The organism is Streptomyces inhibens (assembly GCF_003389455.1).
GTDB classification, from domain to species: Bacteria; Actinomycetota; Actinomycetes; order Streptomycetales; family Streptomycetaceae; genus Streptomyces; species Streptomyces inhibens.
The window spans coordinates 25136-50166 of the sequence record NZ_QUAC01000127.1; the positions used below are offsets into that span (position 1 = coordinate 25136).

Here is a 25031-nt window from a genome sequence, read left to right on the forward strand (position 1 = left end):
GCCGGCTTCCGCCCGTCAACCGTCGGTGTGCCAGTGCTGATCGTGCATCTGGTGGGCCTCGGTCAGCCCGTCGCGGAAGAACCGCTCGTAGTAGCCGTTCTCGACGTGATGGGCCTGCAGCCAGACCCCTGGCGCGTGGATCGTGTCGCAGTGTGCGGGAAAGCGTCCATGGGTCTCGTAGATGTAGGTGCAGATGTCGCGTGTGCAGGCGATGACATCGGCGGAGTAGTCGCTGGCCTGGCGCAGATACTGGGCGCCGAACTCGCCTCGGTAGATGCGCTCGAACAGCCCCTCGTCGTTGTAGATGCCCATCGGCCCGAACTTGTCCGCTACGACGGCGTCGACCGCGTCACCCATGGTGTCGTAGTTCGGCGGGCACATCGCCTTGATCAGATGCTCCCCGTTGTGACGCAGGCCGACCGTGGTCGCCCGCAGGTCGGCGTAGCGCGGCAGGGGCACCTGCCACCGCAGGAGGTCGGCAGGCCTCCACCGGGGCGTGGTCCAGTCGAAGCCGAGCATCGCACCGTAGGTGGCGCGGAACTTCGGGTCGCCCAGCATGATCGGCGGGGCGAGCGAGGCATGGATCCACGCCCCGAGTCCCATGGCGTCCGCGGTGAGCATGAGGTTCTGCAGCAGCAGGTCGGCCTCGATCTGCGTGCGCATCGCCCAGATGGTGCCGAGCGGGAGCTTGATGTCCTTGTTCACGAATCCCGACGTCATCCACTTCTTCACGCCCGCGGGGCGGTAGAAGTTCCGGTCGTCGACGATGGTCGGTCGTGCTCCGTCGGGCTGGGTCAGCAGGTACATCATGCCGTTGATGTACTGCCGGGACAGGTCCACCACAGGGAACAGCACGGTGGTGCCCGGCAGGTTCGACAGGAACCGGTTGGAGTCGAGGTAGGCCGGGAAGTCCCGGTTCCCGTGCGGTACGTCGATACGGTGGTCGAGCAGCTGCACCTTCGCCTCGGCGGCGCGTGCGCACAGGGTCTCCACGTCGAACACCGTCGGTGAACCGTCGATGGGGGGCGGCAACTTGCGCAGGAAGTAGGTGCCGGTGTCGTTGATCAGAAAGAAGTGTGTGCCCTGGGCGTTGTCGGGGCTGCCCGCGGTCCGTCCGGCCATGTTGAGGTTGGGTTTGGCCATGATCGGCTTGCCGTTGCGGGGGTCGGCGAACGGGCGGTCCGGCATGGTGAGGCCGGTGCACCCTGTCATGGCGATGAGCAGGGCCTCTTCGAGTTCCGTCAGGGGCGTACGCGGCTCGGTGGAGGTCCAGCTCATCGAGCCGGCCTCGACGGAACTGCCGCGGCTGACCCGGTGGGTGCGGCGACGCCAGATCGAGGTGAGCAGTGGGTGGTTCATGAGGGCGTCGAGCCCGGCATGGCGGTGAGTGCGCATCTGGTCGGTCATGCGTATGTCCCTTCACGGCGGCAGCTCAGCCGGCGTGCCCTGGCCCGGGCGGGCACTCGGTCGTCGGCCGGAGCTGGGACGAGGTGGTCGGCTACCGGTCGCGCAAGCGTGCTTCGAGGGTCTCGACGAGACCGGCGATCACGCCGTCGGGCGAGGGGCTGTAGTGCGGGACGGCCCATCGCGTGATCTTGGCGTCGATGACGCTGGGCCGGCCGGAAGTCAATGCCGTACGGAAGGCATCCTCGAACTCGTCGAGCGTCTCGACGCGGTAGCCGTCAGCGCCGCATGCGCGCGCGTACGACGCGAAGTCCGGGTTCTGGAACTCGACGAGACCGGTCTGCCCGTATGTCGTGATCTGAAAGAGCTTGATCAACTTGAACTCCTGGTCGTCGAAGATGACCCAGATCACGGGGATCTCGTGCTCGACGGCCGTCATCAGCTCAAAGCCGGACAGCGAGTAGCACCCGTCGCCGCAGCCGACGACGACGGTCCGTTCCGGGTGCGCGACCTTCAGGCCGATGGCGCCGTTGACGTGCCCGGCCATCGGTCCGAACGAACCGGCCTTACGGAAGTTCTGCCCCTCCTCAAGCTCCACGTAGTAGCCGAGCCAGGCCAGATGGGCGCCCGCGTCGGCGAGCAGAACACCTTGCGGCGGCAGCATCCGGCCGATCGCCTGGGCAAGCTCTCCAGGGTGGATCTTCCCGGTCAAATGGGTGATGTGCCGGGCCTCGTAGTCCCGGCCGTCGACCTCGACCGCCGGCACCTCGCCGACTTTCTTCTCCAGCGCCTCGATCAGCGCCGCCACCGCCGGACGCGCATCGGACAGGAGCGCGTAGTCGGGTCGGTAAGCCTTGTGGAACTCGGTCTCGGAGATGTTCACATGGATGAGCAGCTTGTTCTTGAACAGGTCTTCTCGGTAATTGAATGTGGCGTGCTGGTTGAGGGAATTCCCGATGCACAGCACGACGTCGGCCTCGCGGAAGGCCTTCCAAGCGCTTGAGTGACCGCTGTCGGCAAAGACGCCCACCGAGAGCGGGTGCCCCTCGGACACGATGCCCTTACCGTCCAGCGTGGTCAGCAGCGGAATCTGGAACCGTTCGATCAACCGCTTGATCTCCGCTCCCGCTCCACTGCGGACGGCGCCGAATCCGACGAGCGCCACGATCCGCTGCCCCCGTGCGAGGGCGTCCGCCAGCACCGATGCGATCTCCTCCACGCGTGCCGGGTCGGGCAGCACCGGCGCGACGTCGAGCCGGATGGGCCGGAAATTCGTCACCTCGACGCCGTGGTGGGTCAAATCCTCGGGCACATGGATGTGCACCGGACCGGGCCTTCCCTCGAAGGCGATATTCACCGCCTCCTCAAGGACGTCACAGGTGTCGGCGATGTCGGTGAGCAGGAAGGACTTCTTGGTGGTGGCCGCGAACATGGCCTGGGAGTCGGGCGTGCGGTTCACGCCGGAGGTCTCGTTCAGCGAGCCCCAGCCCCGCCAGTTCCGCGCCGCGTATCCCGAGACGGCGAGCACCGGATAGGAGTCGGACATCGCCACGGCCAGCCCGGAGAACAGGTTGAATGCGCCGGGCCCGGCGGTCGCGAAGCAGAAGCCCAGCCGGTTGGTGTACATCGCGTCACCACAGGCCATGAACGACGCGGCCTGCTCGTGTCGGGTGATGACCGGCCGGATCTGCCGCGAATGCTTCAGCGCCAGCATCAGGCCGGCGGCGTTCTCCCCGGCACCGCCGAAAGCGGCCTGCACCCCGACGCCTTCCAACCCCTTGACGATGGCCTCGTAGACTCTCATCGGCACTCCCTCATCCGTGCCCTTCATCTGTCCCCGAGGTTCCGGTGCCGCGATCGCTGCGGTGACCCGCCGCGGCGTTGCCGGTTCCCTCACCCGTGACGGAACCGGTCCTCAAGTGCCTCCCAGATGCCGGGGATCACGCCTTTCGGCGACGAGCTGTAGTGCGGAAGCGCCCACCGGGTGATCTTGGCGTCGATCACTGTCGGTCTGCCCGACGTGAGTGCCGTCTCGAACGCGGCCTCGAACTCCTCCAACGTCTCCACACGGTGGCCGTCGGCACCGCAGGCCTTGGCGTACGCAGCGAAGTCCGGGTTCTGGAAGTCCACCAAGCCCGATTCGCCGTACGTCGCCACCTGATACAGCTTCACGAGCTTGTACTCGTCGTCGTTGAAGATCACCCAGATCACCGGCACATCGTTCTGCACGGCGGTCATCAACTCGAAGCCGGACAGCGAGTAGCAGCCGTCGCCGCACCCGACGACGACCGTCCGGTCGGGCTGGGCCAGCTTCACCCCGATCGCGCCGTTGACGTGCGCGGCCATCGGCCCGAAGGTGCCCGTCTTACGGAAGTTCTGGCCCTTCTCCAGGTCCACGTAGTAGCCCAGCCACGCCAGATGCGCCCCGGCGTCGGCGAGCACCACACCGCGCTCCGGCAACATACGGCCGATCGCCTGCGCCAACCGGCCCGGATGGATCGCGTGGGGATGGCGCGGTATGCGTCGTGCCTCGTAGTCCTGGCCCACGACATCGACGGGCTCGATAGCGCCGACCTTCTTCTCCAGGGCTTCGGTGAGCGCCTCAACCGCCAGACGCGCATCGGAGACGAGTGCGTGCGCAGGGGCGTAGGTTTTGCCGATCTCGCTCGCCGCGATATTGACCTGGATGAGTACCTTCCCGTCGAACAGATCCTTGCGCAGGCCGAACGTCGCATGCTGATTCAGTGAGTTGCCGACGGCCAGGACCACGTCGGCCTCGCGGAACACCTTCCAGGCGCTCGCGTGACCGCTCTCCGAAAACACCCCCACCGCCAGCGGGTGGGTTTCGGCGATAACTCCTTTGCCGTCCATGGTGGTGACGAGCGGAATCTGAAAACGCTCGACAAAGCGCTGCACCGCCGCCTCCGCGTGGCTGCGGATCGTGCCGAAACCGGCGAGGACGACGATCCGGCGCCGGTCCCGCAAGGCGTCCGCCAGCACCCCGGCGATCACCTCGACCTGTTCCGGATCGGGTCGCACCTGCGCCACGTCAACCCTGACGTCGTGGTAATCGTCCACCGTCACGCCGCGGTATGTGAGGTTCTGCGGAACGTGAATATGGACCGGACCAGGCCGCCCCTCGAACGCGAGGTTCACGGCCTCTTCCAGCACATCGCAGGTATCGGCGACATCGGTGATCAGATAGGACCCCTTGGTCGTCGCGGCGAACATCGCCTGCGAGTCGGGTGTGCGGTTCACACCGGAGGTGTCGTTCACCGCACCACGCCCGCGCCAGTCGAGAGCGACGAAACCGGTAAGGGCCAACACCGGATAGGAATCCGAGAGCGCAACCGCAAGGCCGGAGAACAGATTGAACGCGCCGGGACCGACGGTCGCGAAGCAGACCCCCAGCCGGTTCGTGTACATCGCGTAGCCACACGCCATGAACGACGCGGCCTGCTCATGCCGGGTCATGATCGGTCGGATCTTCCGAGAATGCTTGAGCGCCAGCATCAAGCTGGCGATGTTCTCACCGTTGCCGCCGAAGGCCGTATCGACCCCCGCGCTTTCGAGCCCCTTGACGACAGCCTCGTAGACCTTCATGGCACTCCCATCGATTCACGCCTCCCGCGTCGTCTCGGGGCAGCCCATCGACATTCGGTCCCAGAAACGGAAAACGACATGAGGTCGGAAAGTTATCGGAGCTGTCGGTGCCGTGGGTTCTGTGTCCGGCTTTATGCATCCGGGTCTGTGTCCGGTTCTTTCAGTGCATCCGGATCCTGATGCGATGCACATCAGACGCGCGCAGAGAAGAACCACTCGGGCAATTCCGGAGGGTAGCTGGTCATCCCCAAACCTTTCGTGCCCTGCCCGGCCTATCACGGCTGCTCCCAGTGTCGGCCCGGCCTGCTGGGCACGCAATTCGGCTCGGTGGCGGCATTGGCAGCGGGTGGTGGAGCTACCGGCGGGCAGCAGACGGCGGGCGCCGGACAGGGACTGAAGTGCCCCTGCCCGGCGCCCTGATCCGCACGGTGCCGACGTCCCCGACTGCCGCCGCCGACCCCCGTCCAGCGTCGTGTTGCGTCGGGCGTATCGGTACGCGGTTGCCGCTGACGACGTCAGCAGTTGTCGCCGGTGTGCGCGAGATACACCGACTTGACGCCGCTGTGGGCATAGGAATTCCTGGAGTGACCGTCGACGCAGGTCTTGCCGCCGGAACCTCCGCTGCCGGGCGCGACCGCAGCGTCGTCGCCGCGGTTGTCGTAGTACGAGAACGCCTGGGCCGGCAGGTTCTGCCAACGACCCGCGTCGCGATACTGCATCTTGCGCCCCGAGAAGTTCTTGCCGGTCCACAGACACATCCAGCCCTGACCGCAGTCGTTGATACTGGACGGCTGGGCGTCGGCGGATGCGGTGGGCGTCAGCAGCAGACCCGCGCTCAGTGCCACGGTGGCGGAAGCCACGGCCAGTCGCCTGATTCCTCGCATGTTCGTGATCCCTTCTTCCTGGTACGGCTCTCCAGCCGGCTCGGCCGGCGAGAAGGCAGGCACCGTCGAGCCGTTGGAGGCTTCGCGGTGCGATGGGGCGGCCTTACGAGGAGCGTGGCACCGGACCACGGGGATCCCGACCTGATTCGGTCTGGCCCGAACAACGACATTCCGGAAGAATTGCCGGGGGCTGTTCAGCATGGGGCGATCCATGGGGGGATCGTGGTCTACCGCATTCACTTCACCAGCCACGATCTGGCGCGCACACGGCCGGCCGAGGTGCCGATGCCGTTGTCGGAGTTGAGCATGGCGGCACGGGTGCTGCAGGACCGTAGTCAGTCCCGGCTGCTGGACACCTGGCGGCGACGCTCGCGCGCGCAGCTGTCAGCCCGTGCGCGGATGGCTCTGTCCCTGATCCCGCCGGTCGGTTGGTCCCCGACCTTCCTCACCCCCGCGCAGGCGGGAGGGCCGGAGGAGCTCCTGGAACAGGTGCGTGCCACGCCACGCAAGCTGATCCGTGCGGAGATGGCCGTGATCGCAGAGAACCAGCCCGTCCCCGCGTGGGCCCGCCGTCTGTCGGACGACGCGGAGCTCCGGGAGGAGCTCTACGACGGCCTCGGCCACCTGTACACGCAGTTGATGAGCTCCCACTGGACGCAGATCATCGGCCAGTTCACAGCCGATCGAACCGTGCGTGTACGCCAATTCCTCAATGGCGGCGTCGAGCGTTTGCTCTGCCAGGTCAATCCGCAATGGGTGCGGTGGAACCCGCCGGTGCTGGAAATCCGCAACAGAATTGAGCACGACCTGCACTTGGAGGGGCAGGGAATTGTGCTGGTGCCGTCACTGTTCGCCACACGCTCCATCGTCGCCGACGACACCCATGCCCAGTCTCAGCCCACCGTCACCTACCCGGTGGCCCATGACCAGCCTCTGCGTCAGCTCTTCCTCCTTACGGCCAAGCCGACCACGTCGAGTTCCGCGGTCGCACTCTCGGCGCTTCTGGGAAACACCAGAGCGGCGGTGCTGAACGCCATCGCCGAACACCCCGGGTGCTCCACCAAAGAACTCGCCGCTCTCACCGGCATCGCCCCGCCCAGCGCCAGCGAACACGCCACGGTTCTGCGCGAGGCCGGACTGATCAGCACCGTTCGGCATCGCAACACCGCGCTCCACAGCCCCACCAGCCTCGGCATCGTGCTCCTGAACACTGCCGACAGTCCGTCCTGCTGGACTTCCTCAACCGAGCCCTGGAAGTGACGGCTGCTCAGGACGGCTGCTCAGGAAATTATTCATTGGCGGGCCTACCTGGGCAAACGGCTAGGATCGCGCGAAAAGCAGAACAACTGACAAGGAATGCAACCTGTGCAGGTGAAGGGGAAGGGCATCGTGGTGGCAGTCGCGGGGGCGGCGCTCACGATGGTTCTGGCGGGGTGCGGCGGCGGCGAGTCCGATCGCGGTGGTGCGAGCCGGGGCAAGAACGAGGCGGACGGCAGGCGGACGGACGCCCGCGCCGTGCTCATGGCGGCGGCAAAGAAGACGGGGAAGCAGACCTCTTACAAGACGGTTCAGACGGGGGAGGGCGGCTCGGACAGGTCCGAGATGCTCTTCCAGAAGGAGCCGGCCGCCACGGTCATCAAGGCGTGGGGAAAGAAATCCCCGATCAACCCCAGCGGTTTCCACCACATGATTTTCCTGGGCGGCGCGACCTATGTGAAGTCGGACAAGGTCCCCGGCAAGAGCTGGTACACCATGGATCTCGGTGGTGACAGCGACTCCGGCGACTCCAGCGATTCACGGGCGGCGGGTTACATCCGTGAGTTCGCCGGTGCACTCGCCGCGACCGAGTCCACCAAGTGGGTCGGCGAGGAAAAGGTCGGCGGCCACCCGGCCGACCACTACCGCGGCACGGTTGTTCTCGACGAGCTGGCCAAGTACTCCGGGCCCGCCATCAAGAAGGACGTGCGTGACTACTACGTCGAGCTGGCCAAGAAGCAGGGTATGAACTCGGTCGTCATCGATATGTGGGTCGGCAAGGACGATCTCGTCCTCAAGTCCCAGGAGTCCGGCAAGGGCAAGAAGGGGCAAGAGGTCCTGGTCGAGGAGTACTCGGACTTCGGTGCCGTCCCGAAGATCACGGCGCCTCCTGCGAAGACCGTGGTCAGCTGGGACGAGTTCATCGCCGGCAAGGCAAAGGCGTAGCCGCCGTCCGCAAGGGCGTGAGAGCTCGCAGGCGCGAGCTCGGGAATGAGAGGGGGCGCTTCCGGTCCGGGAGCGCCCCCTCCGGCTTGCCTCCGGGGCGCCGCCCCGGTCCCGCTGCTCACTCGGATCACCGCAACAGAACATATATTCGATTACGTGGGTACCCTGTAAGCATGTCCATGCATCTTCAGGGCTCGCTCTTCGATCAGGCCGAGGACGTCCGCCTGGGCCCGCTGCGCGGGGTGCGCAGGACCGAGCTGGGCGACGGGGCCTGGATCGATCTGCTGCCCGGGTGGCTGAGCGGCGCCGATGCCCTGTTCGTGCGGCTCGCCGCCGAGGTTCCCTGGCAGGCCGAGCGCCGGCAGATGTACGAGCACGTGGTGGACGTACCGCGGCTGCTCGCCTTCTACCGGTCCGACGACGCACTGCCGCACCCCGTCCTGGAGGAGGCGAGGGACGCACTCTCCGCCCACTACGCCGCCGAGCTCGGCGAACCGTTTACGACGGCCGGTCTCTGTTACTACAGGGACGGCCGGGACAGCGTGGCGTGGCACGGCGACCGGATCGGCCGCGGCAGTCGCGAGGACACCATGGTCGCCATCCTGTCCGTGGGGGCGCCGCGCGACCTGCTGCTGCGCCCTCGTGGGGGCGGCGGCACCGTGCGGCGGCCGCTCGGGCACGGGGATCTGATCGTGATGGGCGGATCGTGCCAGCGGACCTGGGAACATGCGATCCCCAAGAGCACACGGGCGGCGGGACCGCGGATCAGCATCCAGTTCCGGCCGCAGGGCGTGCGCTGACGGCCGGCACGCGCGCTCCGTTCGACGCGTGAGCGGTGTTCGTGCCAGGTGCCAGGTGTGGAGCGCTTGTAGCGCTTGCGGAGCGGGCTACGCAGGGCCGCCCCGCAACACAACCCATGTGAGGGCTCAGATGTCTCCTTGTGCACATGGAATTCAGGAGTCCGCCACATTGGCGGCTCCCATCACAAGGGGGACCTTCAGATGCGCACACAGATGCGCACAATGCGCCAGACACGCCGGTTGCGCCCGACGAGCGGTGCGGTGCGCATGCTGTCCGCGGTGGCCTGTTCGGGACTGCTGACCGTCGGACTCGTGTCGGCGGACGCGGGGGTGGCGACCGCGGCGCCGTCGGGGCCGCGCGGCGACTTCAACGGCGACGGATACGGCGATGTGGTGGCCGCCTCGGACGGCGGCGCCGGGCGGATCACGGTGCTGTACGGGGAGGCGGGCGGCCTCGGCGGCAAGCGGACCGTCATCGACCAGGAGTCGCCCGGGGTACCGGGGCACAACGAGGACGGGGACGGCTTCGGCCGGGCGCTGACCGCGGCGGACTTCGACGGCGACGGATACGGCGACCTCGCGGTGGGCATCCCGCACGAGGTAACGGGAACGACCCCGTGGGCGGCCGGCTCGGTGACGATCCTGTGGGGCGGGCCCTCCGGGCTCTCCGGCGGCACCTCGCTGCCGACCGGCGCGCCGGACCCCGAGGGCCCGTACAGCGCGGTCGGGGCGACGCTCGCCGCGGCGGACTTCACCGGCGACGGACACCCGGATCTGGCCGTCGGCCACGAGGGCGGGGTGCGGTTGCTCAAGGGCCCGTTCACCCGCGCCGGGGCGAACGGCGGCGTGACGGTCCACCGGCTCCCCCAGGGGAACGAGTGGATCGACACCGTCCGGGCCGCCGATGTGAACGGCGACGGCCGTGCCGACCTGCTCGCCGAGGCCAACCCGCAGCCCGAGGACGGCTCCGACACCTCCACCGGCATCTGGTGGTTCGCCGGGGCACCGAGCGGCCTCGCCGAGGGAGTGATGGTCGACGGCCTGCCCGAGAGCGCGCACTTCGCCGGGGGCAAGGCGTTCGCCGCGGGTGACCTCGACGGCGACGGGCGAGCCGAACTGGCTGTCGGCAGCGGCGGGGGAGTGACGGTCGTGTACGGCGCGGCCGCCGGCCCCGGCACCGGGCGGCCGACCGTCGGCCTGGACCAGAACACCGAAGGTGTGCCGGGGACGTCCGAACCCGAGGACGCGTTCGGCGGGGCGCTGGCCATCGGCGATGTGGACGGTGACCACTTCGGCGATCTCACGGTCGGTGCCCCGGGCGAAACGCTCGGCTCCGGGCAGACGGCCGTCAAGTCGGCCGGCGCGGTGACCGTACTGCGTGGTTCGCGGGACGGTGTCACGGCGGCAGGCGCGCAGATGTTCACCCAGGACAGCGCGGGCGTACCGGGTGGCGCCGAGAGCGGCGACCGCTTCGGTGCGGCACTCCTGCTCAGTGACACCGACAAGGACGGCCGGGCGGACCTCGCGGTGGCCGCCGACGGCGAGAACGGTACGGGCATGGTCTGGCGGCTGCCGGGCAGCGCGAACGGCCTGACCGGCACCGGCTCGGAGTACTTCGGCGCCCCGACGGCCGCCCTGCGCTTCGGACGGCCGCTGGAAGGCTGACAGACGCGGCGGCCGGGGGGCGCCGACGGCGGCGGACCGGGCGCCCGGCTGGCCGTCCGTCTGGCCGCCCGTCCGCCCGTCCGCCGTCAAGAGCTGAGCGAAGTCGGTCCGCCGACGATCAACGGCTTCCCTTTCACGACAACTTCACCATCGCATTGGCCAAAAGCCGACAGGCACACAACGCCCTCGCGCGCCCGCCCGTCCTACCGCACGCATCTGAACTCACTTCTTCTTTTGGGGATAAATCATGCGAAGGTTGGGAACAGCGGCCGCGGTGATCGTGCTCGCGGGCGCCGGGCTGGCGAGTACGGCCGGCGTGGCCACCGCCGCGACCGGCCCGGCGGGCAAGGCCCGCCCGGCCGCGGCCTGCTCGACCGTCTGGGGCAGCGCCGACAAGTCCGCCACGGACCCGGGAGGCAAGCCGCTGAAGAACATCAAGACCAGCCAGAGCGCGTGTTACGACCGCATGGTCTTCGATGTCAGCGGTGCGACCGGCAAGTTCGGCTACCACGTCGGCTATGTCGACGCGTTCCACCAGGACGGCTCCGGCGACCGGATACAGGTCAACGGCGGCGCGATCCTGCAGGTCTACGTGTCCGCGCCCAGCTACGACCCGGCGACCGGTAAGCCGTCCTATGCGGGGAAGGCCGGGAAGGCGCTGCCGGGCGTGAACATCGCCGGATACAAGACGTTCAAGGACACCAAGTTCGGGGCGAGTTTCGAAGGACAGACCCAGGTGGCCCTGGGCGTCCGGGCCAAGCTGCCGTTCCGGGTCATCCAGTCCGGTCATGAGCTGATCGTGGACGTCGCGCACACCTGGTGACACGGCGGACAAGGCCAAGTGCCGCCCCGTCCGCGTCCCTTGGGTGCGGACGGGGCGGCACAAGGCCCCGCCACCTGCCGAGGGTGCACCCCGGCCACGCACCCGTGAATATGGTCATCGCCGCATCGGGGCAGTGAGCAGCCCCTTGAGGTCGGCGTCCGTGGCCGGTCCGAGTGTCGACAGGATGTGCCGGGCGGCGGTCAGTTCGGCGCGGGAGCCTTTCATGGTCACCGTGTGGACCAGCCCGTTGCGCCGCAGCCGCAACTCCTGCCGCTCGTAGCCGCCTTCGTAGGCCACCAGCTGGCGCCCCTCCCCGTCGTCCGTACAGTGAATCGTCTCGCCGAAGGGGACGGGGCAGCCGCGGGCATCGGCGCGCCGGGTGTCGTGGCCGACGCGTGCCACATCGAGGTGGAGCGTTGCCGAGCCGGTCCGCTCGTAGTCGGCGCCGAAGCCGTCCCCGCTGGCTCCCAGGGCTCTGAGGGTGTAGCCGGAAGGCGGGTCGCCGACGCGCAGCAGGGCGCGGTCCACGCCGTTGGCGGTGAGCCATTCATCAACGGTGGGTGGCTGCGCGGCGTCCCAGGCGGCGTACGCCGCCCCGGCGGCGAAGACGGCCGCGGCCCCAAGAGCGGCCAGCCGGGCCCGGGCGCCCGGCAGGAAGAACGCGGCGGCCACCGCGTAGCAGACCCCGCCGGACGGGTAGAGCAGGACGCTGCTCTTCAGGCCGTCGGCCTGATGAAGCACCAGGACGGCCCCGAGCATGCCGGCCGTACCCAGCGCGTACACACCCGCCGCCCACACCCACAACCCACGCGCCCGACGGGTGAGCGGCACGACCGGCCGAGCGGTAGCTCCCACCCCCGCGAACAGCGCCACCGACAGCGGCACTGCCATGAAGAGCACCGCTGCCGTCGCCGGCTCCCCGCCGGCGAACAGCGCGATCAGAGCTGCCTGGAACTGGACCGCGGTGAGAACACAGCCGACGCACCAGATCGCTGCCAGGTGGGCGACCACAGGGCCCACTTCATTCCTTGGGATCATGTCTCCTGATCACGTGAGGGCGCCGGCCGCGGTTCCCGCACCCGGTCGGCTGAGCCCAGTTCTGCTGAGCCCAGTTCTGCTGAGCCCGGTTCTGCTGAGCCCGGTCCTCGGCGGTCAGCCGCAGTGGCCGTGCCCGTTGGCCCCCACGCCGTCGATCGCGGCGTTCCACTGAATGCACTCGCCCCGAGCGGTGAGGTACACCGGGCCGGCGTACGTCCTGTAGTTGCCGGAGTCCACCACCCCGGGGGCCCCACGACCGGCATCGATGTTGAGCGAGACGGCCATCCGCACCGGAGCCCCGGGAGTGTTGCGGATCGTCACGGCGCAGTTCTTGCCCGTGGACGCGTTCCATGTGACGTAGACCGTGCCGACATCGCCGACCGGAGTGGAGTCGATGACCGCGTAACCGGCACCACAGGCGCCGTTGTAGCCCGCGTTCGCCGCGGCGGAGGGTGCGAGAGCCGTGGTCGCCCGAGGTGCGATGGTCGTAGTCGGCAGGGGTGCGGCAGATGCGGGTGCGGCGAACGCGGCCACACCGCCGACGGTAACGGTGGCCAGCGCGGCGGCCGTGGCCACGCGACGAGCGAGCTTCATGACGTTCCCCCATGGTGGATGCTCAACCGGTACTTGCTGCATACATACGCGTGGTCAGACAAGCCAGGCTGGGGGTTGGTTGTGCTCCATTTGTCACGGTTCTATGACCGCATACGAGGACCCTGAGGCGGGGGCCCTTCAGATCCCGGCCTGCCGCCGGGTGGCGCTCAGCGTGCCGAGCAGAGCGAGCGCGTGTGCGCTGGTGCTGCCCGGTTCGGCCTGGTAGACCACGAGTTGCTGGCCAGGCGCACCACGTACATCGAAGCTCTGATACGTCAGCGACAGCGCACCGACCTCTGGATGCACCAGTTCCTTGGCGTCCTGGGTCTTCCCGCACACGCTATGAGAGCGCCAGAGTTCATCGAAACCCGTGCCGGCCGCGCTCAATTCCCGTACGAGCGCCAGCAGTCGAGGGTCCCGCGGCTCAAAGCCTGCCGCCTGTCGCAGACTGGCTACGGTGGCCCGCGCCGCCCGGTCCCACTGCGCGTGGAACCGCCGGGCCGCCGGGTCGAGGAACGTCATCCGCGCAAGGTTGTCGGCCTCCTCGAAGGGCGAGAACAGCGCGTCGGCCAGGGCGTTTCCCGCCAGGATGTCCAGAGTCCGGCTGAGGACAAAGGCCGGTGTGTGCGGCCACCCGTCCATCAGCTGCCGCAGCGTGGCCCCGACGGATTCACGGCTGTGCGCCGTGGCCCGGTCCGGATCCGAGCCGGCCAGGCGGTGCAGATGCTCGCGCGCATCATCGTCGAGCAGGAGGGCCCGGCTCAGGGCGTCGAGCACCTGGCGTGAGGGGTGGCGTTCACGGCCCTGCTCAAGGCGCGTGTAGTAGTCGGCGTTCATACCGGCCAGGACCGCGACTTCCTCGCGCCGCAGTCCGGCGACTCTGCGCTGCCCGTAGGTGACCATACCGACGTCCTCGGGCCGGACCTGTGCGCGGCGGGCCCGCAGGAAGGCACCGAGCTCGTTGCTCGTCATGCCTTGAGGGTAGGCGCCGGGGATCCGCTCAGGGTGGGTGCGTGACACCCAGGCAGGAGCCGTCCTGGTGGCGTAGCGAGGGCCCGACGCAGTCTCTTCGTCGACAGCACGGCCCCCTGGAGGACGCAACATGAACGTGAACACGAACGAGCACGAGCACATGAAGACGAACGAGCACGAGCACGGGAACGGGAAGGGGAACACGAACGGCGCCGGCGAGCGCAAGGTCGTCCTGATCACCGGCGCGAGCAGCGGGATCGGCGCGGCCACCGCACGCCGTCTGGCCGCCGACGGGCACCACGTCTTTCTCGGCGCACGGCGCGAGGACCGGCTCGAGGCATTGACCGATCAGCTCATCGCCACCGGTCATTCGGCGGCGTACCGGCGCTTGGACGTCACGGACCCGGCCGATGTGCGGTCCTTCGTGGACCGCGCGCGTGTCACCTACGGGCGGGTGGACGTGTTCGTCAACAACGCCGGCGTGATGCCCTTGTCGCCGCTGGAGGCGTTGAGGACCGATGAATGGGACCGGATGCTCGACGTGAACGTACGCGGCGTGCTGCACGGCATCGCCGCCGCGCTGCCCGTCATGCGGGCACAGGGCAGCGGCCATTTCGTCAATATCGCCTCAGTCGGCGCCTACGAGGTGTCTCCTACCGCCGCGGTCTACTGCGCCACCAAATTCGCCGTACGCGCACTCTCCGAAGGGCTCCGTCAGGAGTCCGCCGGCGATATCCGCGTCACCGTCGTCTCTCCGGGCGTCACCGAGTCCGAACTCGCCGACAGCATCGGCGACCCCGAGGCCCGGCGAGCCATGCAGACCTACCGATCCGTGGCCGTCCCGGCCTCCGCGATCGCGAGCGCCATCGCCTTCGCCGTCGATCAGCCCGCCGGCGTCGACGTCAATGAAGTGGTCGTCCGTCCGTCCGCGAGCGCGCAGTGAGGAGGGGGACGTGACCGATGGCACCGGCTACGAAAGCCTCGCGGTACGCCTCCAGGTGCTGGAGGACAAGGAGGCACTCCGGGCTCTCATGATCAACGGTTGGCGGGCACTGGACCGCAAGGACTGGCTGACCTGGATCGACTGCTGGTCACCGGACGCGGTCCTGGCCTTCGAACCCTGGGGTGAACCCCACGGGAAGGACGCCCTCCGCACCAAGGTCGTCGAAGCAGAGTCCTCCTACGCCGCCATGGCGTCTGGTGCACTACGTTCGCTGCGCTCACTCCGTCTCGGCTCTTTCGATCCTTCTTCGGAAGCCGAGCGCGATCGCAAGGCGGAGGGTCGCCCCCCATGCTGGGCGTATCGGGGCGAGCCCGACAGCGCAGCACGGGGGTGCCCCCGCGCCCTTAAGGCGTGGGGGAGCGCGTGCCGGGGGCACCTCCCAGCGTTAGCTGGGGGAGCGTCGCGGGGCAGGCGGGACTTTGAAGACAGGCCCTAGTCCCGCTGCGCGGGCCCGAGGGCGGGTGGCCTCTGCTGGTCCCCGGAGGGGCCGACATCGCCGTTCTCCCACTCGGGGTCGTAGGCGCAGGGCACGGTGGCGCCGCCGGTGAAGTACTCCCGGTCCGGGAACCAGGTGAAGGACATCCGCTCGGCCCCGTCGTCCCGCTGGACGAACAGGTCCCAGTCCTTGCCCTTCGCGCCCTCACGGTAGGACGTGACCTCCCAGCCGTTGTCCTTGAGGTGCTGGTGCAGTCGGCGCAGGCCGGAGACGGCCCGGCTCGCGGGCACGTGGTCCAGCGCCCAGCTGTGGCTCATCCGGTAGGCGCCGTCGACGGTCTTGTCCTCCAGCCCCAGCAGGCCCCCGTCGTAGCAGAAGCCGGAGCTGAACGTGTTCTCCGTGCTGACGCCGAGGTCCTCGACTCCTGGTTCTACGGTGCGCTTGAACCCCACGACGTCGTACGCCTCCTGGGAACGCTGGAAGGCGCGGCTCGCCATGTCCTCGGGCGCGACGCGGGAAAAGTCCGTCGACCCCCATGAGCCCCATGCGAGCGGGACGACCAGAAAGAGCACGACGACGAGCGCGGCGCAGCCGCATCCGAAGGCCCCGAGGACGGAAGAGGGGGACCTGGACTCGGTCGGGGCGGGGGAGGTGCTGGTTGGTTCGGTCTCCTCGGGCATACGGGGACGGTATGTCAGCGGGGGAGCGCGGCGGATGGGCGCGGTTACCCGGCAAGGAGTGAGTACGCGTACTCACTCCAGGGCGTGTTTGAGATGTGGTCACAGCGCCCGGCGTATCAAGGCGAGTTGGACGGTGGCGGCGTCGTAGCGGACGGCGGGTTTCTCGTAACGTGTCGCGATGCCCCGGGTCTGTTTCAGCAGGCTGATCCGGCACTCGACTCTGTGCCTGCGTTGGTGCATTTCCCTGTTGAAACCGGGTGGACGAGCTCCGGTCGAACCACGGCGGAGGCGGTGTCCGGCCTGGTCACGCTTCTCCGGGATGGTGTGCGGGATCTGCCGCCGACGCAGAGCTTCGCGGCGCCCGGGTCGTCGGTCGGTCACCTCCTCGCTCATCGATGATCCGTCGCCGGGCAAGTGGTTCCAGCGGATCTGCTGTTCGTCTGTTCGTCGAAGAGTACGTACGCGCTTCCCTGGTCGGGCTGTTCGCGGGAGAATGTCCTCACGCGTCGTCGGCATGGCCCGCGTTCGCGCGGTGCGGGTGGCCGAGGGGGAGTGGCGTCGCGTGCTGACGGAGACAGTGTTCCGGAGCGAGGATGTACCGGCAGCCGACCGGTTCGAGTGCTGGCGTGACCTGCTGCGTCAGCTGCACGCGCCGCTGGACCTGGACAGTGAGCACCGCTCGGATTTCCGGGCCGAGCAGCGTGTCCTGGAACTGGGCGAGGTGTCCGTGTGGCCGACGCGGTTCCAGCCGGTGCGCTTCCTGCGGACCCCGAAGCTGATCCGGCAGTCCGACCCCGAGGGCGTCCACCTCTCCCTGCCCCTGGACGGAGTGCTGCGGGTCACACGTGGTGACCGGGAGACCGCCTATGGGCCGGACAGCCTGTGCCTCGTGGACACCTCGCGCCCCTTGGACCTGCGCGCGGGTGACGGCTCCAGCCCCCGCCCGCACCTCGGGGTGGGCCTCGAAGTTCCCAAGGCACTGCTCCCCTTGACGTGGGACAGGATCGACCGGCTGACTGCCTGCCGGCTGTCGGCCCGCGAGGGGTTCGGCGGCTTGCTGGCGCAGCTCCTGCACCAGCTCGCCGAGGGTACCGCCGCCTACCGGCCGGACGACGGGCCCCGGCTCGGCACGATCGTCGTGGACCTGCTCTCGTCGCTCTTCGCGCACGCTGTCGACGCCGAAGCCTCCCTGACTCCGGAGACCCGGCGCCGGGCCCTGCTGCTGCGTATCCGGGCCTTCGCTCTGGCGCACCTGGGCGACGCCGGCCTCACCCCTTCCGTGCTCGCCGCCGCCCACCACATCTCCATCGGTCACCTGCACCGCCTCTTCCAGGATGAACCCCGCACACCCGCCGCCTGGATCCGGCACCAGCGTCTTGAACACGCCCGCCGCGACCTCGCCGACCCGGCCCAGCACGCCACGCCCGTCCATGCCATCGCGGCCCGCTGGGGCTTTCCCCGCGCCGCCGACTTCACCCGTGCCTTCCGCGCCGCCTACGGCAGCCCTCCCAGGGACTACCGCCACGCATCCAGCTGTGGTGGCAGCGTCGGTCGCACCAGGCCGTGATCAGTGGGCAAGAACTGCACGGGCGGCGGCGACTTGACGCTGTTTCGACTCGGCCAGCTTCTTGAAGTAGCCGGAGTGTTCCCGTATCGCCGCGAGCTGGAGGCCGGCCTCCGCCTCGAACCACACCTTCACCAGGGCAGTGCGCTGCTTGCAGCGGACATCCGCCACCGCTACGGCAATCTCCTTCTTGGAAGGGCGATCGCTGTCCTTGCTCCACCACCGGTCATCGTTCACGGCCTGACGTGGGGTCGCGTAGCCAAAACCCTTGCGCTGCATGCATTCACCCCACCTTCGCAATGCCTGGGCCACGTCCGGAACCTTCTGTGAATTGGCCATGGCCTGGTCGCCGAGGGTATTGAGCATCTTCGTGCCGACCTCCGCTTCGGCGTCCTTCGCAAGTTTCCTGGAAGCCTTGATGGCGCACCCTGTGCCAGGGGAGTTGGCAGCCCGGGCTTCCTCGGACGACAGTCCCCTGTCCCTGGCCCTTCCCTTCCTGCTGATACCGGTAGGGTCCAAGAGCTCGTCGTTTGTGTGGTAGCCAAACCGTTCGGCCACCGGAATTTCGATGATGCCGTAACGGCGACGGTTCCTCGCCTCGTCCACCTCGGCCGGCCGATTGATGAGCTCCCAGTCGAAACCGCTCTTACGCATGCACTTGCGGGTGAGCATGTCCCGGGCGTTGGAGACGGTGTAGTAGTCGCTGAGGGAGAGCTCGTAACCGTCAAAAGGAAGAACGATCTCCCGCGCTTGGCGAGAGGGGGGAGGAGCGCCCGGGGCGCTGCTCCCCTGGTTCGTGGTCGAAGCGGAACATCCCGCGACGAGCAACAAGAGCAGGATCCGGAGTGAACGGTGGCCTGACACGTGCGAGGTCCCTCCTTGTCTGACGGTGCGGGGGCACCGGTAGCGCTACCGGTACCCCCGCGAGGTCGGCTGTGCTCAGAGGAACTTGAGCGACTGGGCCTGGTTGTCGAAACCGTTGTTCGTCAGGTCCCCGTCGCTCGAATTGGCCTTGGCGAAATACGTCCTACCGGTGTACCCCCTGTCCGAGTACAGGACGATGTCGTGCGAGGTCTGATTGTTCATCGAGCTGGCACCATCGCTGCACGCGCCGCTGTTGTTCGTCCAGTAGTTGTCGTCGAGGCTGTCGTCACTGTCGGTGAAGGTGCACCAACCACCTTTGTAGTCGTCGTCGTGGTAGATCGTGAATTCCTCGGACTGGACCTTGGTCGTACTGGAGTCAGCCGCGAGAGCGGACGGAGCGACGATCGCCAAAGTGGCGCTTGCTACGGCCGCGATACTGAGCGCGGAAAAGATACTGCGCTTCACGCAATTCCCCCTCGTGTGAAGGGACGCCGGTCTCCGAACGCCCCTCTGGCACCTGACTGCCAGGCACCTTCCTTCAGAATGCCGGGACGCCTCGCGGGCGTCGTTAGCAGAAAGTCATCAGTTCCTTAGCAATGCGTGCATGCGACGAAGCACGCACCAGCCATGACACACAACGCGGCCATAGCCCAGAGAACTACCCACCCGCATCACAAAGACCGTTGCAGTACTGGGGCCGGTCGACGCCATCCTGGGGGCGGCCTACGCTGAAACGGCGTGCTGGGGCCTCGCCGGCCTCGCGCCGAGCAGTCGCAGCACGCCCCGGGCCGTACAGCCGCGTTCGGGGCCCGGCAGCCGGCGCTCCCGCAGTCGGTCCGGGTGCCGGCCCCTCGCACAGCCGATTCGCCGACCGGCTCCCCACAGCCGATTCACCGACCGGCCCCTCCCACGACCGATCCTCCGAATCCTCCGTAGCGACGAGGTGATCCTCATGTCCACCATGCACGCTGTCCGAGCGCACACCCGCGGTGGTCCCGAGCAACTGGTCTACGAGGAGTCCTCGTGTCCCGAGCCCGGTCGCGGGGAGGCCCTCGTAGCCGTCCGCGCCGCCTCCATCACCGCCGGCGAACTCACCTGGCCCGCCACCTGGACCGACAGCCTCGACGGGAGCGGCCGCGACCGGACCCCGACCATCCCCTCCCATGAGATGTCGGGGGTCGTGGCCGGACTCGGACCAGGGGTGACCACACCTGTGGTCGGCGACGCCGTGTACGGGCTCATCCCGTTCGTCCACGACGGGGCCGCCGCCGAGTACGTCAGCGTGCCGGCGGACATCCTGGCCGCCAAGCCGAAGACCCTGGACCACACCGAGGCCGCAGCCGTACCGCTGGCGGCGCTCACCGTCTGGCAGGCGCTGGTCGACCACGCCGCGCTGGAACCCGGGCAGCAGGTGCTGGTCCAGGGGGGTGCCGGAGGGGTCGGCTCGTTCGCCGTCCAGATCGCCGCCGCCCTGGGCGCACGGGTCACCGCGACCGCGAGCACCCGCGACCTCGACTTCGTCGCCCACCTGGGCGCCGACGAGGTCATCGACTACACGACCCAGCGCTTCGAGGACCACGTGAGAGATGCCGATGTGGTCATCGACCTGGTGGGCGGCGAGACCCAGACGCGCTCCTGGAACGTGTTGCGGCCGGGCGGCGTCCTGGTGGGCATCGCCGCCCCGCCGGACCCGGAACAGGCCGCCGCGCGGGGAGCCCGCGGAGTCTTCTTCATCGTGGAGCCCCACCGCGACCAACTGGAAAAGATCACCGAGCTGATCGACGGGGGGAAGCTGCGGCCGATGGTCGACCGGGTGGTCCCGCTGCCCCGTACCCGTGCGGCATACGAGACCCTGGAGAAGGAGCACCCGCGCGGGAAGGTGGTCATCGACATCGCACCGTAGCGAGTCCCGGAGTCCCGGAGTCCCGGTGTCCCGGAGTCCCTGAGCTCTCGCCGAGATCGCATCAGCTTGCCCCGGCGCGTACGGCCACAGGGTTCAGATACGACCACCAGGGGACGGGCGGTGGCCCAGCTCCTGTACAGACAGCTCACACGGACTTCGGAACGCGCCACCCTGCGCCACGCCGCGTGTCACGAACGTCTGCTGGACAAAGATCTCTGTCCGACCGGAGGCATCGACAAGGTCCCCGCGCTCGTCTTCGCCGGCGAGCACGATTGCGCCAGCTCGCCGGACGACAACCGGGCGGTCGCGGCGACCATCGCCGGTTCGGCCTTCCTGCTCATGCGAAACGCCGCCCACATGGCTCACCTTGAACGAGAGCCCGAGTACGCAGACCTCGTCACGCGCCTTCTGCACGACGTCCCCTGCCGGACATTCCCTATTGCACGCCCCGCAGTTGCCCGTAAAGGGTAGGCGCGAACTTCTCCCCACCACTCCGAGGAGGACCCCCATGCCCGATCGGCACACCGCCGACTTCTGGTTCGACCCTTCCTGCCCCTACACCTGGCTCACCTCCCGATGGCTGGTCGAGGCGACGAAAGTGCGTCCCGTGGAGGTGAATTGGCGGGTCATGAGCTTGTCCGTGCTCAACGAGGACCGCGATGACGATCCTGAGGGCGACGTGGACGGCTACCTGTGGAGACCGGTGCGCGTCTGCACGGCGGTTGCGGAGGCGTACGGGCAGGCCGCGCTGGGCCGGCTGTTCACGGCGCTGGGGAAGCGACTCCATGAGCGCGGGGAGTGGGACGCCGTCGAGTCCGCGCTTGACGATGCCGGTCTGCCGGCAGAGCTGGCGCGGGTGGCCGATTCCACGGAGTACGACGCGGCCGTACGCGCCTCACACGAGGAGGCCATGCGCCTGGTCGGGCCGGAAGTGGGCAGCCCGGTCATCGCCGTTGGGGGTGCGGACAGCGAGCGGGTCGCGTTCTTCGGGCCGGTCGTCGCACCCGTACCCCGCGGTGAGCAGGCCGGCCGCTTGTGGGACGGCGCGTTGGCGCTGGCCTCCGTCCCCGGCTTCTACGAGCTGAAGCGGTCCCGTCCCCAGCAACCGCCCACCGACGACAACACCGGAGGGCCCCGGCCCGAGGGCCCGACCACGTAAGGAACGGCTGACAGGACAGGACAGGACAGGACGGGACGGGACGGGACAGGGCATGGGCAAGGGCTGTCTGCGCTTCCGCAAGCCCGGCGGCATCGACTTCGGCCTCGTACGGGATCTGCTGAGGGCTGCCGCGGCCGGTCCGGGGACCATCTGCTGAGGGACGCGGGCGCCTCGGCGCAGGGGTGGGGGGCGGCACTTACGGATCAAGGCCGTGGAAAGACCCGGGGATAGCGTTTCCGTGTGGATCAGGAGCCGGGATCAGACGACGGGGAGTTCAGGCCGTCCGCGCGGGCGGTCCGGGCGCTGCGGGCGGTGTCCGCGGTGCTGGTGCTCGGGGTGGCCGGGCCGTCGGTCCTGGTCGTCGGCACCGAGGTGGACTCGGGAGCCGGCCGCCTGACGGCGGCACTGGTGCTCGTCGTGGCGCAGGCCGTGGCCCTGTGGTGGGTCATCCGCCGCCCGGCCACCGTACTGGCGGCGACCGTGGTCATGGGCATCGCGATGTGGTCGCTGTTCCCGGCGGTGAGTCTGACCGGGGCGTTGCTGGCGGCGCAGTTCGCTTTGTGCGTGCTGTCGACCGTGCGCCCGGCGCGGGTGTCGCAATGGTGGCTGCTGGGGGTGCTCGCGCTCGCGCCGCTCGCCCTGGTGGGCGGCGGCACGTTGAGTGTGCCGGCGTATGTGCTGGCGGTGACGCTCGCCTGGACCGCCGGCCAGTGGCGCCGGGCCCAGCACGACCGGCTGGTCGCCGAGACCCGTCGCGCGGTGGCGGAGGAGCGCGCCCGTATTGCCCGTGAGGTACACGATGTGGTCGCCCACACGGTGTCGGTGATGGTGATCCAGGCGGGCCGTAATGAGACGACCTGTTAGAGGTCATCTCGTTTGGGCTGCTGGGTAGCCTGCCGTCGTGAGCATCGGAATGAACGCTGAAGGCTGGTTAGCAGACACTCGGACGTCTTACGACACTGTCGCCACTAGCTATGCGGACCAGGTTCGCAACCTCCTGGCAGAAACGCCCGAAGAGCGCGCGGTCATGGCGCTGTTCGCCGACCTGGTGCACACCAGCGGCGGTGGGCCGGTTGCGGACGTGGGATGCGGGCCGGGGAGGGTCACGGCCCACTTGCGTGAACTGGGCATGGACGCGTTCGGGATCGACCTGTCGCCCGGGATGATCGAGGTAGCTCGGCGTGATCACCCCGGCCTGCGGTTCGAGGTCGGTTCCATGACGGACCTCGACGTCGCCGATGCCTCGATGGCCGGCCTGGTCGCCTGGTGCTCGCTCATCCACGTCCCCGACGACGAGATCGGCTCGGTCTTCACGCACTTCCAGCGAGTGCTGCGGCCCGGTGGCTCGCTGCTACTCAGCTTCCACGTCGGTGATGAGTCGCGGCTGAAGACGCAGGGCTACGGCGGCCACCCGATGAAGCTCTACGTCCATCGTCGCCAGCTCGGCCAAATGACCGCCTGGCTCAACGATGCCGGCTTCATGGTCGAGGCGCACAGGACCCTCAGCTCAGCCGAGAGCACGCTCGGGGGAATCCTTCTCGCGCGCAGCCGGCCTGCTATCCGGTAGGGGCCGTCATCTGGTGAGTCGGCGGAGGCAGATCAGAGTGCAGGTGATGCTGGCGAAGGAAAAATGGTCGGCCTTGCGTTCGTAGCGGCGGTGGAGTCGGCGGCAGCCGGCGAGCCAGGCCATAGGCCGTTCAACGACCCATCGGTGGCGTCCCAGGTGGGTCGGGGACTCGATTTCCCGTCGTGCCAGGCGGTGGGTGATGCCTCGGTGGCGGAGCCATCGCCGCAGGTGGCGGTAGTTGTATCCCTTGTCCCATGGAGCTTGCCGGGATTGCGTCGCCGTGGCCGGCGCCGCGAGCGGATAGGCGGTATCCCTCGCACGAGCGGCTCCAGAGCTTGGCTGTCGTGCAAGTTCGCGGCTGAGATGCCGACTGACAGGGGCAGACCGGTTCGCTTGGTGATCAAGTGGATCTTCGAGCCGTACTTGCCCCGGTCCACAGGATTCGGACCTGTCAGATCCCCCTTTTCAAGGCCCGCATGGTCACCGAGTCGATCGCGCACCGCGATCAGTCCAACTCGCCTCGGGCGCCAAGCTTGTCGAGAACTAGGCGCTGGAGCTTCGCCCAAACCCTGGCCTTGCTCCACTCGGTAAACCGGCGGTGAGCCGTCGCCCTCGACGGCCCGAAGGACGCGGACGACAACTGTTGCCAGGTACAGCCGGACGTGGCCACGAACAGGATCACTGCCAGCACCTCCCGGTCGCCGTGCCGGCGCCGACCGCCACCTTGAGGTCGTGTCGGCGCCTCCAGAACCACCCGCTGGAACAACTCCCACAACTCATCGAGCACCAGCCGCTCAACGATCCCCACCACGACCGACAAGCTACTGGCCCAGCCAAACGAGATGGCTTCTTAGTGCAGACTCATGCCATTACTGCCGATGATCACGTCGTAGGAGCCTTGCAGGCCGCCGTCGCCGACGTAGCACCGGTATCCGCTGGGCTTGTCGACCGGAACCAAGCGGACTGCGGGGATGTCATCGCACCGCAGCGAGTCTCGCGTCTTTCCCCCGAGAGCGCCGTACTGCTTCCAGGCCACGGCCTGCACACCTTCGCGAGTGACGACTCCGCCCTTGGTCGGCGTGGCTGTGTACTGAATCAAGATGAAGCCGCCCTTTGTCTCCACGCGGAAGGGCACTTCGATTCCCATGTACTTGACGGTGCACGTGAACTTCTGCGGCTTGTCGCCGACCGCGTCGATGTCGCAGGAACTGCTTGTCGGCTTCGGGACCATGCCGCCCATGCGGAGCACTCTGGTTTCCAGGTCGTACTTGATCTTGTCCAACACGGGTGCCTTGTCGCCGGGCGCGGGATGCTGGGGCGAGACCCTCTCGAGTGGTGACGCCGTCGGGCTCGACACTGGTGTGCCCTTGGTCAGCTGCGGGTCCGGCCCGCAGGCGCTGGCCGCCGACACCGCCAGAGCCACTATCGCTGCCACGCGTATCCACTTCTTGGAACTCACTGCTGTTTCCCCGTTTCACGCCAACTATGGAACGGTTGATCATAGGTTTCCGTCCTGAGTCCGGTCGAACGGGTGTGACTGAGCGCCTTGGAGCCTGGGAACGTCCTCCCGATCGACTGTGCCGGTGAGCTGTGTCTGCCCAACGGAGCGACTGCGTTCCGTCCCATCCCAAAAAGAGACGCACCCGTGCAAAACCCCGAGCCGTCCGGCCGCAGAACGGCGCCGATTCCGGAGTGGTCTCGTTGATCAAGACATGAACCTGCACCCCCGTTGGCCGTCGGGCCGGCGTCCGACGGCCGGCGTCCCGGTGACGGATCGGCCCGTCCGTCGAGATCGAGAGAGTCGCGAAGTGATTGAGGTCAGCCGGGCAGTCGGGCGTCGTTCTCCTCGTCACTGGGCGCCCCACTGCCT

Annotated in this window: 25 protein-coding genes and 2 pseudogenes; 14 read left to right on the forward strand and 13 right to left on the reverse strand. The window is 68.2% G+C overall.

The window, feature by feature from the left end; genetic code table 11:
- Nucleotides 1-15: 15 nt before the first annotated feature.
- From DY245_RS16040 to DY245_RS44390, 4 genes are all read right to left on the reverse strand, one after another.
- Nucleotides 16-1407 carry a hypothetical protein gene (locus DY245_RS16040; protein WP_244943070.1) on the reverse strand — a complete coding sequence of 464 codons (1392 nt, stop codon included), beginning with the start codon at nucleotides 1405-1407 and terminating at the stop codon, nucleotides 16-18.
- A gap of 91 nt (nucleotides 1408-1498) precedes the next feature.
- Complete coding sequence (locus DY245_RS16045) at nucleotides 1499-3208, reverse strand: thiamine pyrophosphate-binding protein (RefSeq protein ID WP_128507907.1); 1710 nt, start codon at nucleotides 3206-3208, stop codon at nucleotides 1499-1501.
- 89 nt (nucleotides 3209-3297) lie between these two features.
- Entirely contained in the window at nucleotides 3298-5007 is a 1710-nt protein-coding gene (locus tag DY245_RS16050; protein ID WP_128507909.1) for a thiamine pyrophosphate-binding protein, read from the reverse strand.
- A gap of 515 nt (nucleotides 5008-5522) precedes the next feature.
- Nucleotides 5523-5867 carry a peptidase inhibitor family I36 protein gene (locus tag DY245_RS44390; RefSeq protein ID WP_181923701.1) on the reverse strand — a complete coding sequence of 115 codons (345 nt, stop codon included), beginning with the start codon at nucleotides 5865-5867 and terminating at the stop codon, nucleotides 5523-5525.
- 138 nt (nucleotides 5868-6005) lie between these two features.
- On the opposite strand from DY245_RS44390, the gene DY245_RS16060 reads away from it, so the two are divergent.
- The 5 genes from DY245_RS16060 to DY245_RS16080 all read left to right on the forward strand — a co-directional run bounded on the left by DY245_RS16060 (nucleotide 6006) and on the right by DY245_RS16080 (nucleotide 11381).
- Nucleotides 6006-7151, forward strand: a complete 1146-nt coding sequence (locus tag DY245_RS16060) for a winged helix-turn-helix domain-containing protein (RefSeq protein ID WP_244943071.1) — start codon at nucleotides 6006-6008, stop codon at nucleotides 7149-7151.
- Nucleotides 7152-7256: 105 nt separating this feature from the next.
- Nucleotides 7257-8093: an SCO4651 family lipoprotein gene (locus DY245_RS16065; protein WP_128507915.1), complete on the forward strand. Its 837-nt coding sequence runs from the start codon at nucleotides 7257-7259 to the stop codon at nucleotides 8091-8093.
- Between the two features lie 173 nt (nucleotides 8094-8266).
- Complete coding sequence (locus DY245_RS16070) at nucleotides 8267-8893, forward strand: alpha-ketoglutarate-dependent dioxygenase AlkB (RefSeq protein WP_128507917.1); 627 nt, start codon at nucleotides 8267-8269, stop codon at nucleotides 8891-8893.
- Between the two features lie 222 nt (nucleotides 8894-9115).
- Nucleotides 9116-10558 carry an FG-GAP and VCBS repeat-containing protein gene (locus DY245_RS16075; RefSeq protein ID WP_181923702.1) on the forward strand — a complete coding sequence of 481 codons (1443 nt, stop codon included), beginning with the start codon at nucleotides 9116-9118 and terminating at the stop codon, nucleotides 10556-10558.
- Nucleotides 10559-10805: 247 nt separating this feature from the next.
- Nucleotides 10806-11381, forward strand: a complete 576-nt coding sequence (locus DY245_RS16080) for an AMIN-like domain-containing (lipo)protein (protein WP_128507921.1) — start codon at nucleotides 10806-10808, stop codon at nucleotides 11379-11381.
- Nucleotides 11382-11495: 114 nt separating this feature from the next.
- Here DY245_RS16080 and DY245_RS16085 read toward each other — a convergent pair whose 3' ends face one another.
- The 3 genes from DY245_RS16085 to DY245_RS16095 form a co-directional block, all read right to left on the reverse strand.
- The gene (locus DY245_RS16085; RefSeq protein ID WP_128507923.1) at nucleotides 11496-12401 is read right to left on the reverse strand and encodes a hypothetical protein; all 906 of its coding nucleotides are present in this window, start codon (nucleotides 12399-12401) and stop codon (nucleotides 11496-11498) included.
- Between the two features lie 132 nt (nucleotides 12402-12533).
- Nucleotides 12534-13013 (reverse strand): spore-associated protein A, encoded by a 480-nt coding sequence (locus tag DY245_RS16090; RefSeq protein WP_244943072.1) that lies wholly within the window; start codon nucleotides 13011-13013, stop codon nucleotides 12534-12536.
- Nucleotides 13014-13151: 138 nt separating this feature from the next.
- Entirely contained in the window at nucleotides 13152-13985 is an 834-nt protein-coding gene (locus DY245_RS16095; protein ID WP_128507927.1) for a helix-turn-helix transcriptional regulator, read from the reverse strand.
- A 130-nt stretch (nucleotides 13986-14115) separates the two neighbouring features.
- On the opposite strand from DY245_RS16095, the gene DY245_RS16100 reads away from it, so the two are divergent.
- Nucleotides 14116-14928 carry an SDR family oxidoreductase gene (locus DY245_RS16100; RefSeq protein ID WP_425329398.1) on the forward strand — a complete coding sequence of 271 codons (813 nt, stop codon included), beginning with the start codon at nucleotides 14116-14118 and terminating at the stop codon, nucleotides 14926-14928.
- Nucleotides 14891-15424, forward strand: coding sequence for a nuclear transport factor 2 family protein (locus tag DY245_RS16105; RefSeq protein ID WP_128507929.1), 534 nt, complete (start codon nucleotides 14891-14893; stop codon nucleotides 15422-15424). The genes DY245_RS16100 and DY245_RS16105 overlap by 38 nt, the downstream gene beginning before the upstream one ends.
- Here the strand turns inward: DY245_RS16105 and DY245_RS16110 are convergent.
- Both DY245_RS16110 and DY245_RS16115 read right to left on the reverse strand, forming a co-directional pair.
- A complete protein-coding gene (locus DY245_RS16110; RefSeq protein ID WP_128507931.1) occupies nucleotides 15421-16104 on the reverse strand; it encodes a hypothetical protein in 684 nt (227 codons plus the stop codon). The genes DY245_RS16105 and DY245_RS16110 overlap by 4 nt on opposite strands.
- Before the next feature lie 99 nt (nucleotides 16105-16203).
- The gene (locus DY245_RS16115) at nucleotides 16204-16497 is read right to left on the reverse strand and encodes a transposase (RefSeq protein WP_181923703.1); all 294 of its coding nucleotides are present in this window, start codon (nucleotides 16495-16497) and stop codon (nucleotides 16204-16206) included.
- A gap of 169 nt (nucleotides 16498-16666) precedes the next feature.
- On the opposite strand from DY245_RS16115, the gene DY245_RS16120 reads away from it, so the two are divergent.
- Complete coding sequence (locus DY245_RS16120; RefSeq protein WP_128507935.1) at nucleotides 16667-17671, forward strand: AraC family transcriptional regulator; 1005 nt, start codon at nucleotides 16667-16669, stop codon at nucleotides 17669-17671.
- Here the strand turns inward: DY245_RS16120 and DY245_RS16125 are convergent, their stop codons facing one another.
- The gene (locus DY245_RS16125; RefSeq protein ID WP_128507937.1) at nucleotides 17672-18532 is read right to left on the reverse strand and encodes a hypothetical protein; all 861 of its coding nucleotides are present in this window, start codon (nucleotides 18530-18532) and stop codon (nucleotides 17672-17674) included.
- Between the two features lie 75 nt (nucleotides 18533-18607).
- Nucleotides 18608-18943 (reverse strand): peptidase inhibitor family I36 protein, encoded by a 336-nt coding sequence (locus tag DY245_RS16130; RefSeq protein WP_181923704.1) that lies wholly within the window; start codon nucleotides 18941-18943, stop codon nucleotides 18608-18610.
- A gap of 541 nt (nucleotides 18944-19484) precedes the next feature.
- Here DY245_RS16130 and DY245_RS16135 point away from each other — a divergent pair.
- The 6 genes and pseudogenes from DY245_RS16135 (at nucleotide 19485) to DY245_RS16160 (ending at nucleotide 23161) form a co-directional block, all read left to right on the forward strand.
- Nucleotides 19485-20435 (forward strand): NADP-dependent oxidoreductase, encoded by a 951-nt coding sequence (locus DY245_RS16135; protein ID WP_128507941.1) that lies wholly within the window; start codon nucleotides 19485-19487, stop codon nucleotides 20433-20435.
- Nucleotides 20436-20555: 120 nt separating this feature from the next.
- Complete coding sequence (locus DY245_RS16140) at nucleotides 20556-20906, forward strand: alpha/beta fold hydrolase (protein ID WP_128507943.1); 351 nt, start codon at nucleotides 20556-20558, stop codon at nucleotides 20904-20906.
- A 37-nt stretch (nucleotides 20907-20943) separates the two neighbouring features.
- The gene (locus tag DY245_RS16145) at nucleotides 20944-21594 is read left to right on the forward strand and encodes a mycothiol-dependent nitroreductase Rv2466c family protein (protein ID WP_128507945.1); all 651 of its coding nucleotides are present in this window, start codon (nucleotides 20944-20946) and stop codon (nucleotides 21592-21594) included.
- 43 nt (nucleotides 21595-21637) lie between these two features.
- Nucleotides 21638-21751: pseudogene (locus DY245_RS16150) on the forward strand (DUF1801 domain-containing protein); the annotation flags it as partial.
- Nucleotides 21752-21834: 83 nt separating this feature from the next.
- On the forward strand, nucleotides 21835-22458 hold the full coding sequence (locus DY245_RS44395) for a histidine kinase (RefSeq protein WP_181923705.1): 624 nt from the start codon (nucleotides 21835-21837) through the stop codon (nucleotides 22456-22458).
- Between the two features lie 49 nt (nucleotides 22459-22507).
- Nucleotides 22508-23161 carry a class I SAM-dependent DNA methyltransferase gene (locus DY245_RS16160; RefSeq protein ID WP_128508031.1) on the forward strand — a complete coding sequence of 218 codons (654 nt, stop codon included), beginning with the start codon at nucleotides 22508-22510 and terminating at the stop codon, nucleotides 23159-23161.
- 6 nt (nucleotides 23162-23167) lie between these two features.
- Here the strand turns inward: DY245_RS16160 and DY245_RS16165 are convergent.
- Nucleotides 23168-23972: pseudogene (locus tag DY245_RS16165) on the reverse strand (IS5 family transposase).
- 39 nt (nucleotides 23973-24011) lie between these two features.
- On the reverse strand, nucleotides 24012-24620 hold the full coding sequence (locus tag DY245_RS16170) for a hypothetical protein (RefSeq protein ID WP_181923706.1): 609 nt from the start codon (nucleotides 24618-24620) through the stop codon (nucleotides 24012-24014).
- Nucleotides 24621-25031: the final 411 nt, after the last annotated feature.

Excerpts from the sequence above, each read along its gene's own strand:
- DY245_RS16040 (WP_244943070.1), bottom strand. The coding sequence starts at position 1,407 with ATGACCGACCAGATGCGCACTCACCGCCATGCCGGGCTCGACGCCCTC.
- DY245_RS16045 (WP_128507907.1), bottom strand. The coding sequence starts at position 3,208 with ATGAGAGTCTACGAGGCCATCGTCAAGGGGTTGGAAGGCGTCGGGGTG.
- DY245_RS16050 (WP_128507909.1), bottom strand. The coding sequence starts at position 5,007 with ATGAAGGTCTACGAGGCTGTCGTCAAGGGGCTCGAAAGCGCGGGGGTC.
- DY245_RS16070 (WP_128507917.1), top strand. The coding sequence starts at position 8,267 with ATGTCCATGCATCTTCAGGGCTCGCTCTTCGATCAGGCCGAGGACGTC.
- DY245_RS16075 (WP_181923702.1), top strand. The coding sequence starts at position 9,116 with ATGCGCCAGACACGCCGGTTGCGCCCGACGAGCGGTGCGGTGCGCATG.
- DY245_RS16080 (WP_128507921.1), top strand. The coding sequence starts at position 10,806 with ATGCGAAGGTTGGGAACAGCGGCCGCGGTGATCGTGCTCGCGGGCGCC.
- DY245_RS16090 (WP_244943072.1), bottom strand. The coding sequence starts at position 13,013 with ATGAAGCTCGCTCGTCGCGTGGCCACGGCCGCCGCGCTGGCCACCGTT.
- DY245_RS16095 (WP_128507927.1), bottom strand. The coding sequence starts at position 13,985 with ATGACGAGCAACGAGCTCGGTGCCTTCCTGCGGGCCCGCCGCGCACAG.
- DY245_RS16100 (WP_425329398.1), top strand. The coding sequence starts at position 14,116 with ATGAACGTGAACACGAACGAGCACGAGCACATGAAGACGAACGAGCAC.
- DY245_RS16105 (WP_128507929.1), top strand. The coding sequence starts at position 14,891 with ATGAAGTGGTCGTCCGTCCGTCCGCGAGCGCGCAGTGAGGAGGGGGAC.
- DY245_RS16110 (WP_128507931.1), bottom strand. The coding sequence starts at position 16,104 with ATGCCCGAGGAGACCGAACCAACCAGCACCTCCCCCGCCCCGACCGAG.
- DY245_RS16115 (WP_181923703.1), bottom strand. The coding sequence starts at position 16,497 with ATGAGCGAGGAGGTGACCGACCGACGACCCGGGCGCCGCGAAGCTCTG.
- DY245_RS16135 (WP_128507941.1), top strand. The coding sequence starts at position 19,485 with ATGTCCACCATGCACGCTGTCCGAGCGCACACCCGCGGTGGTCCCGAG.
- DY245_RS16145 (WP_128507945.1), top strand. The coding sequence starts at position 20,944 with ATGCCCGATCGGCACACCGCCGACTTCTGGTTCGACCCTTCCTGCCCC.
- DY245_RS16160 (WP_128508031.1), top strand. The coding sequence starts at position 22,508 with ATGAACGCTGAAGGCTGGTTAGCAGACACTCGGACGTCTTACGACACT.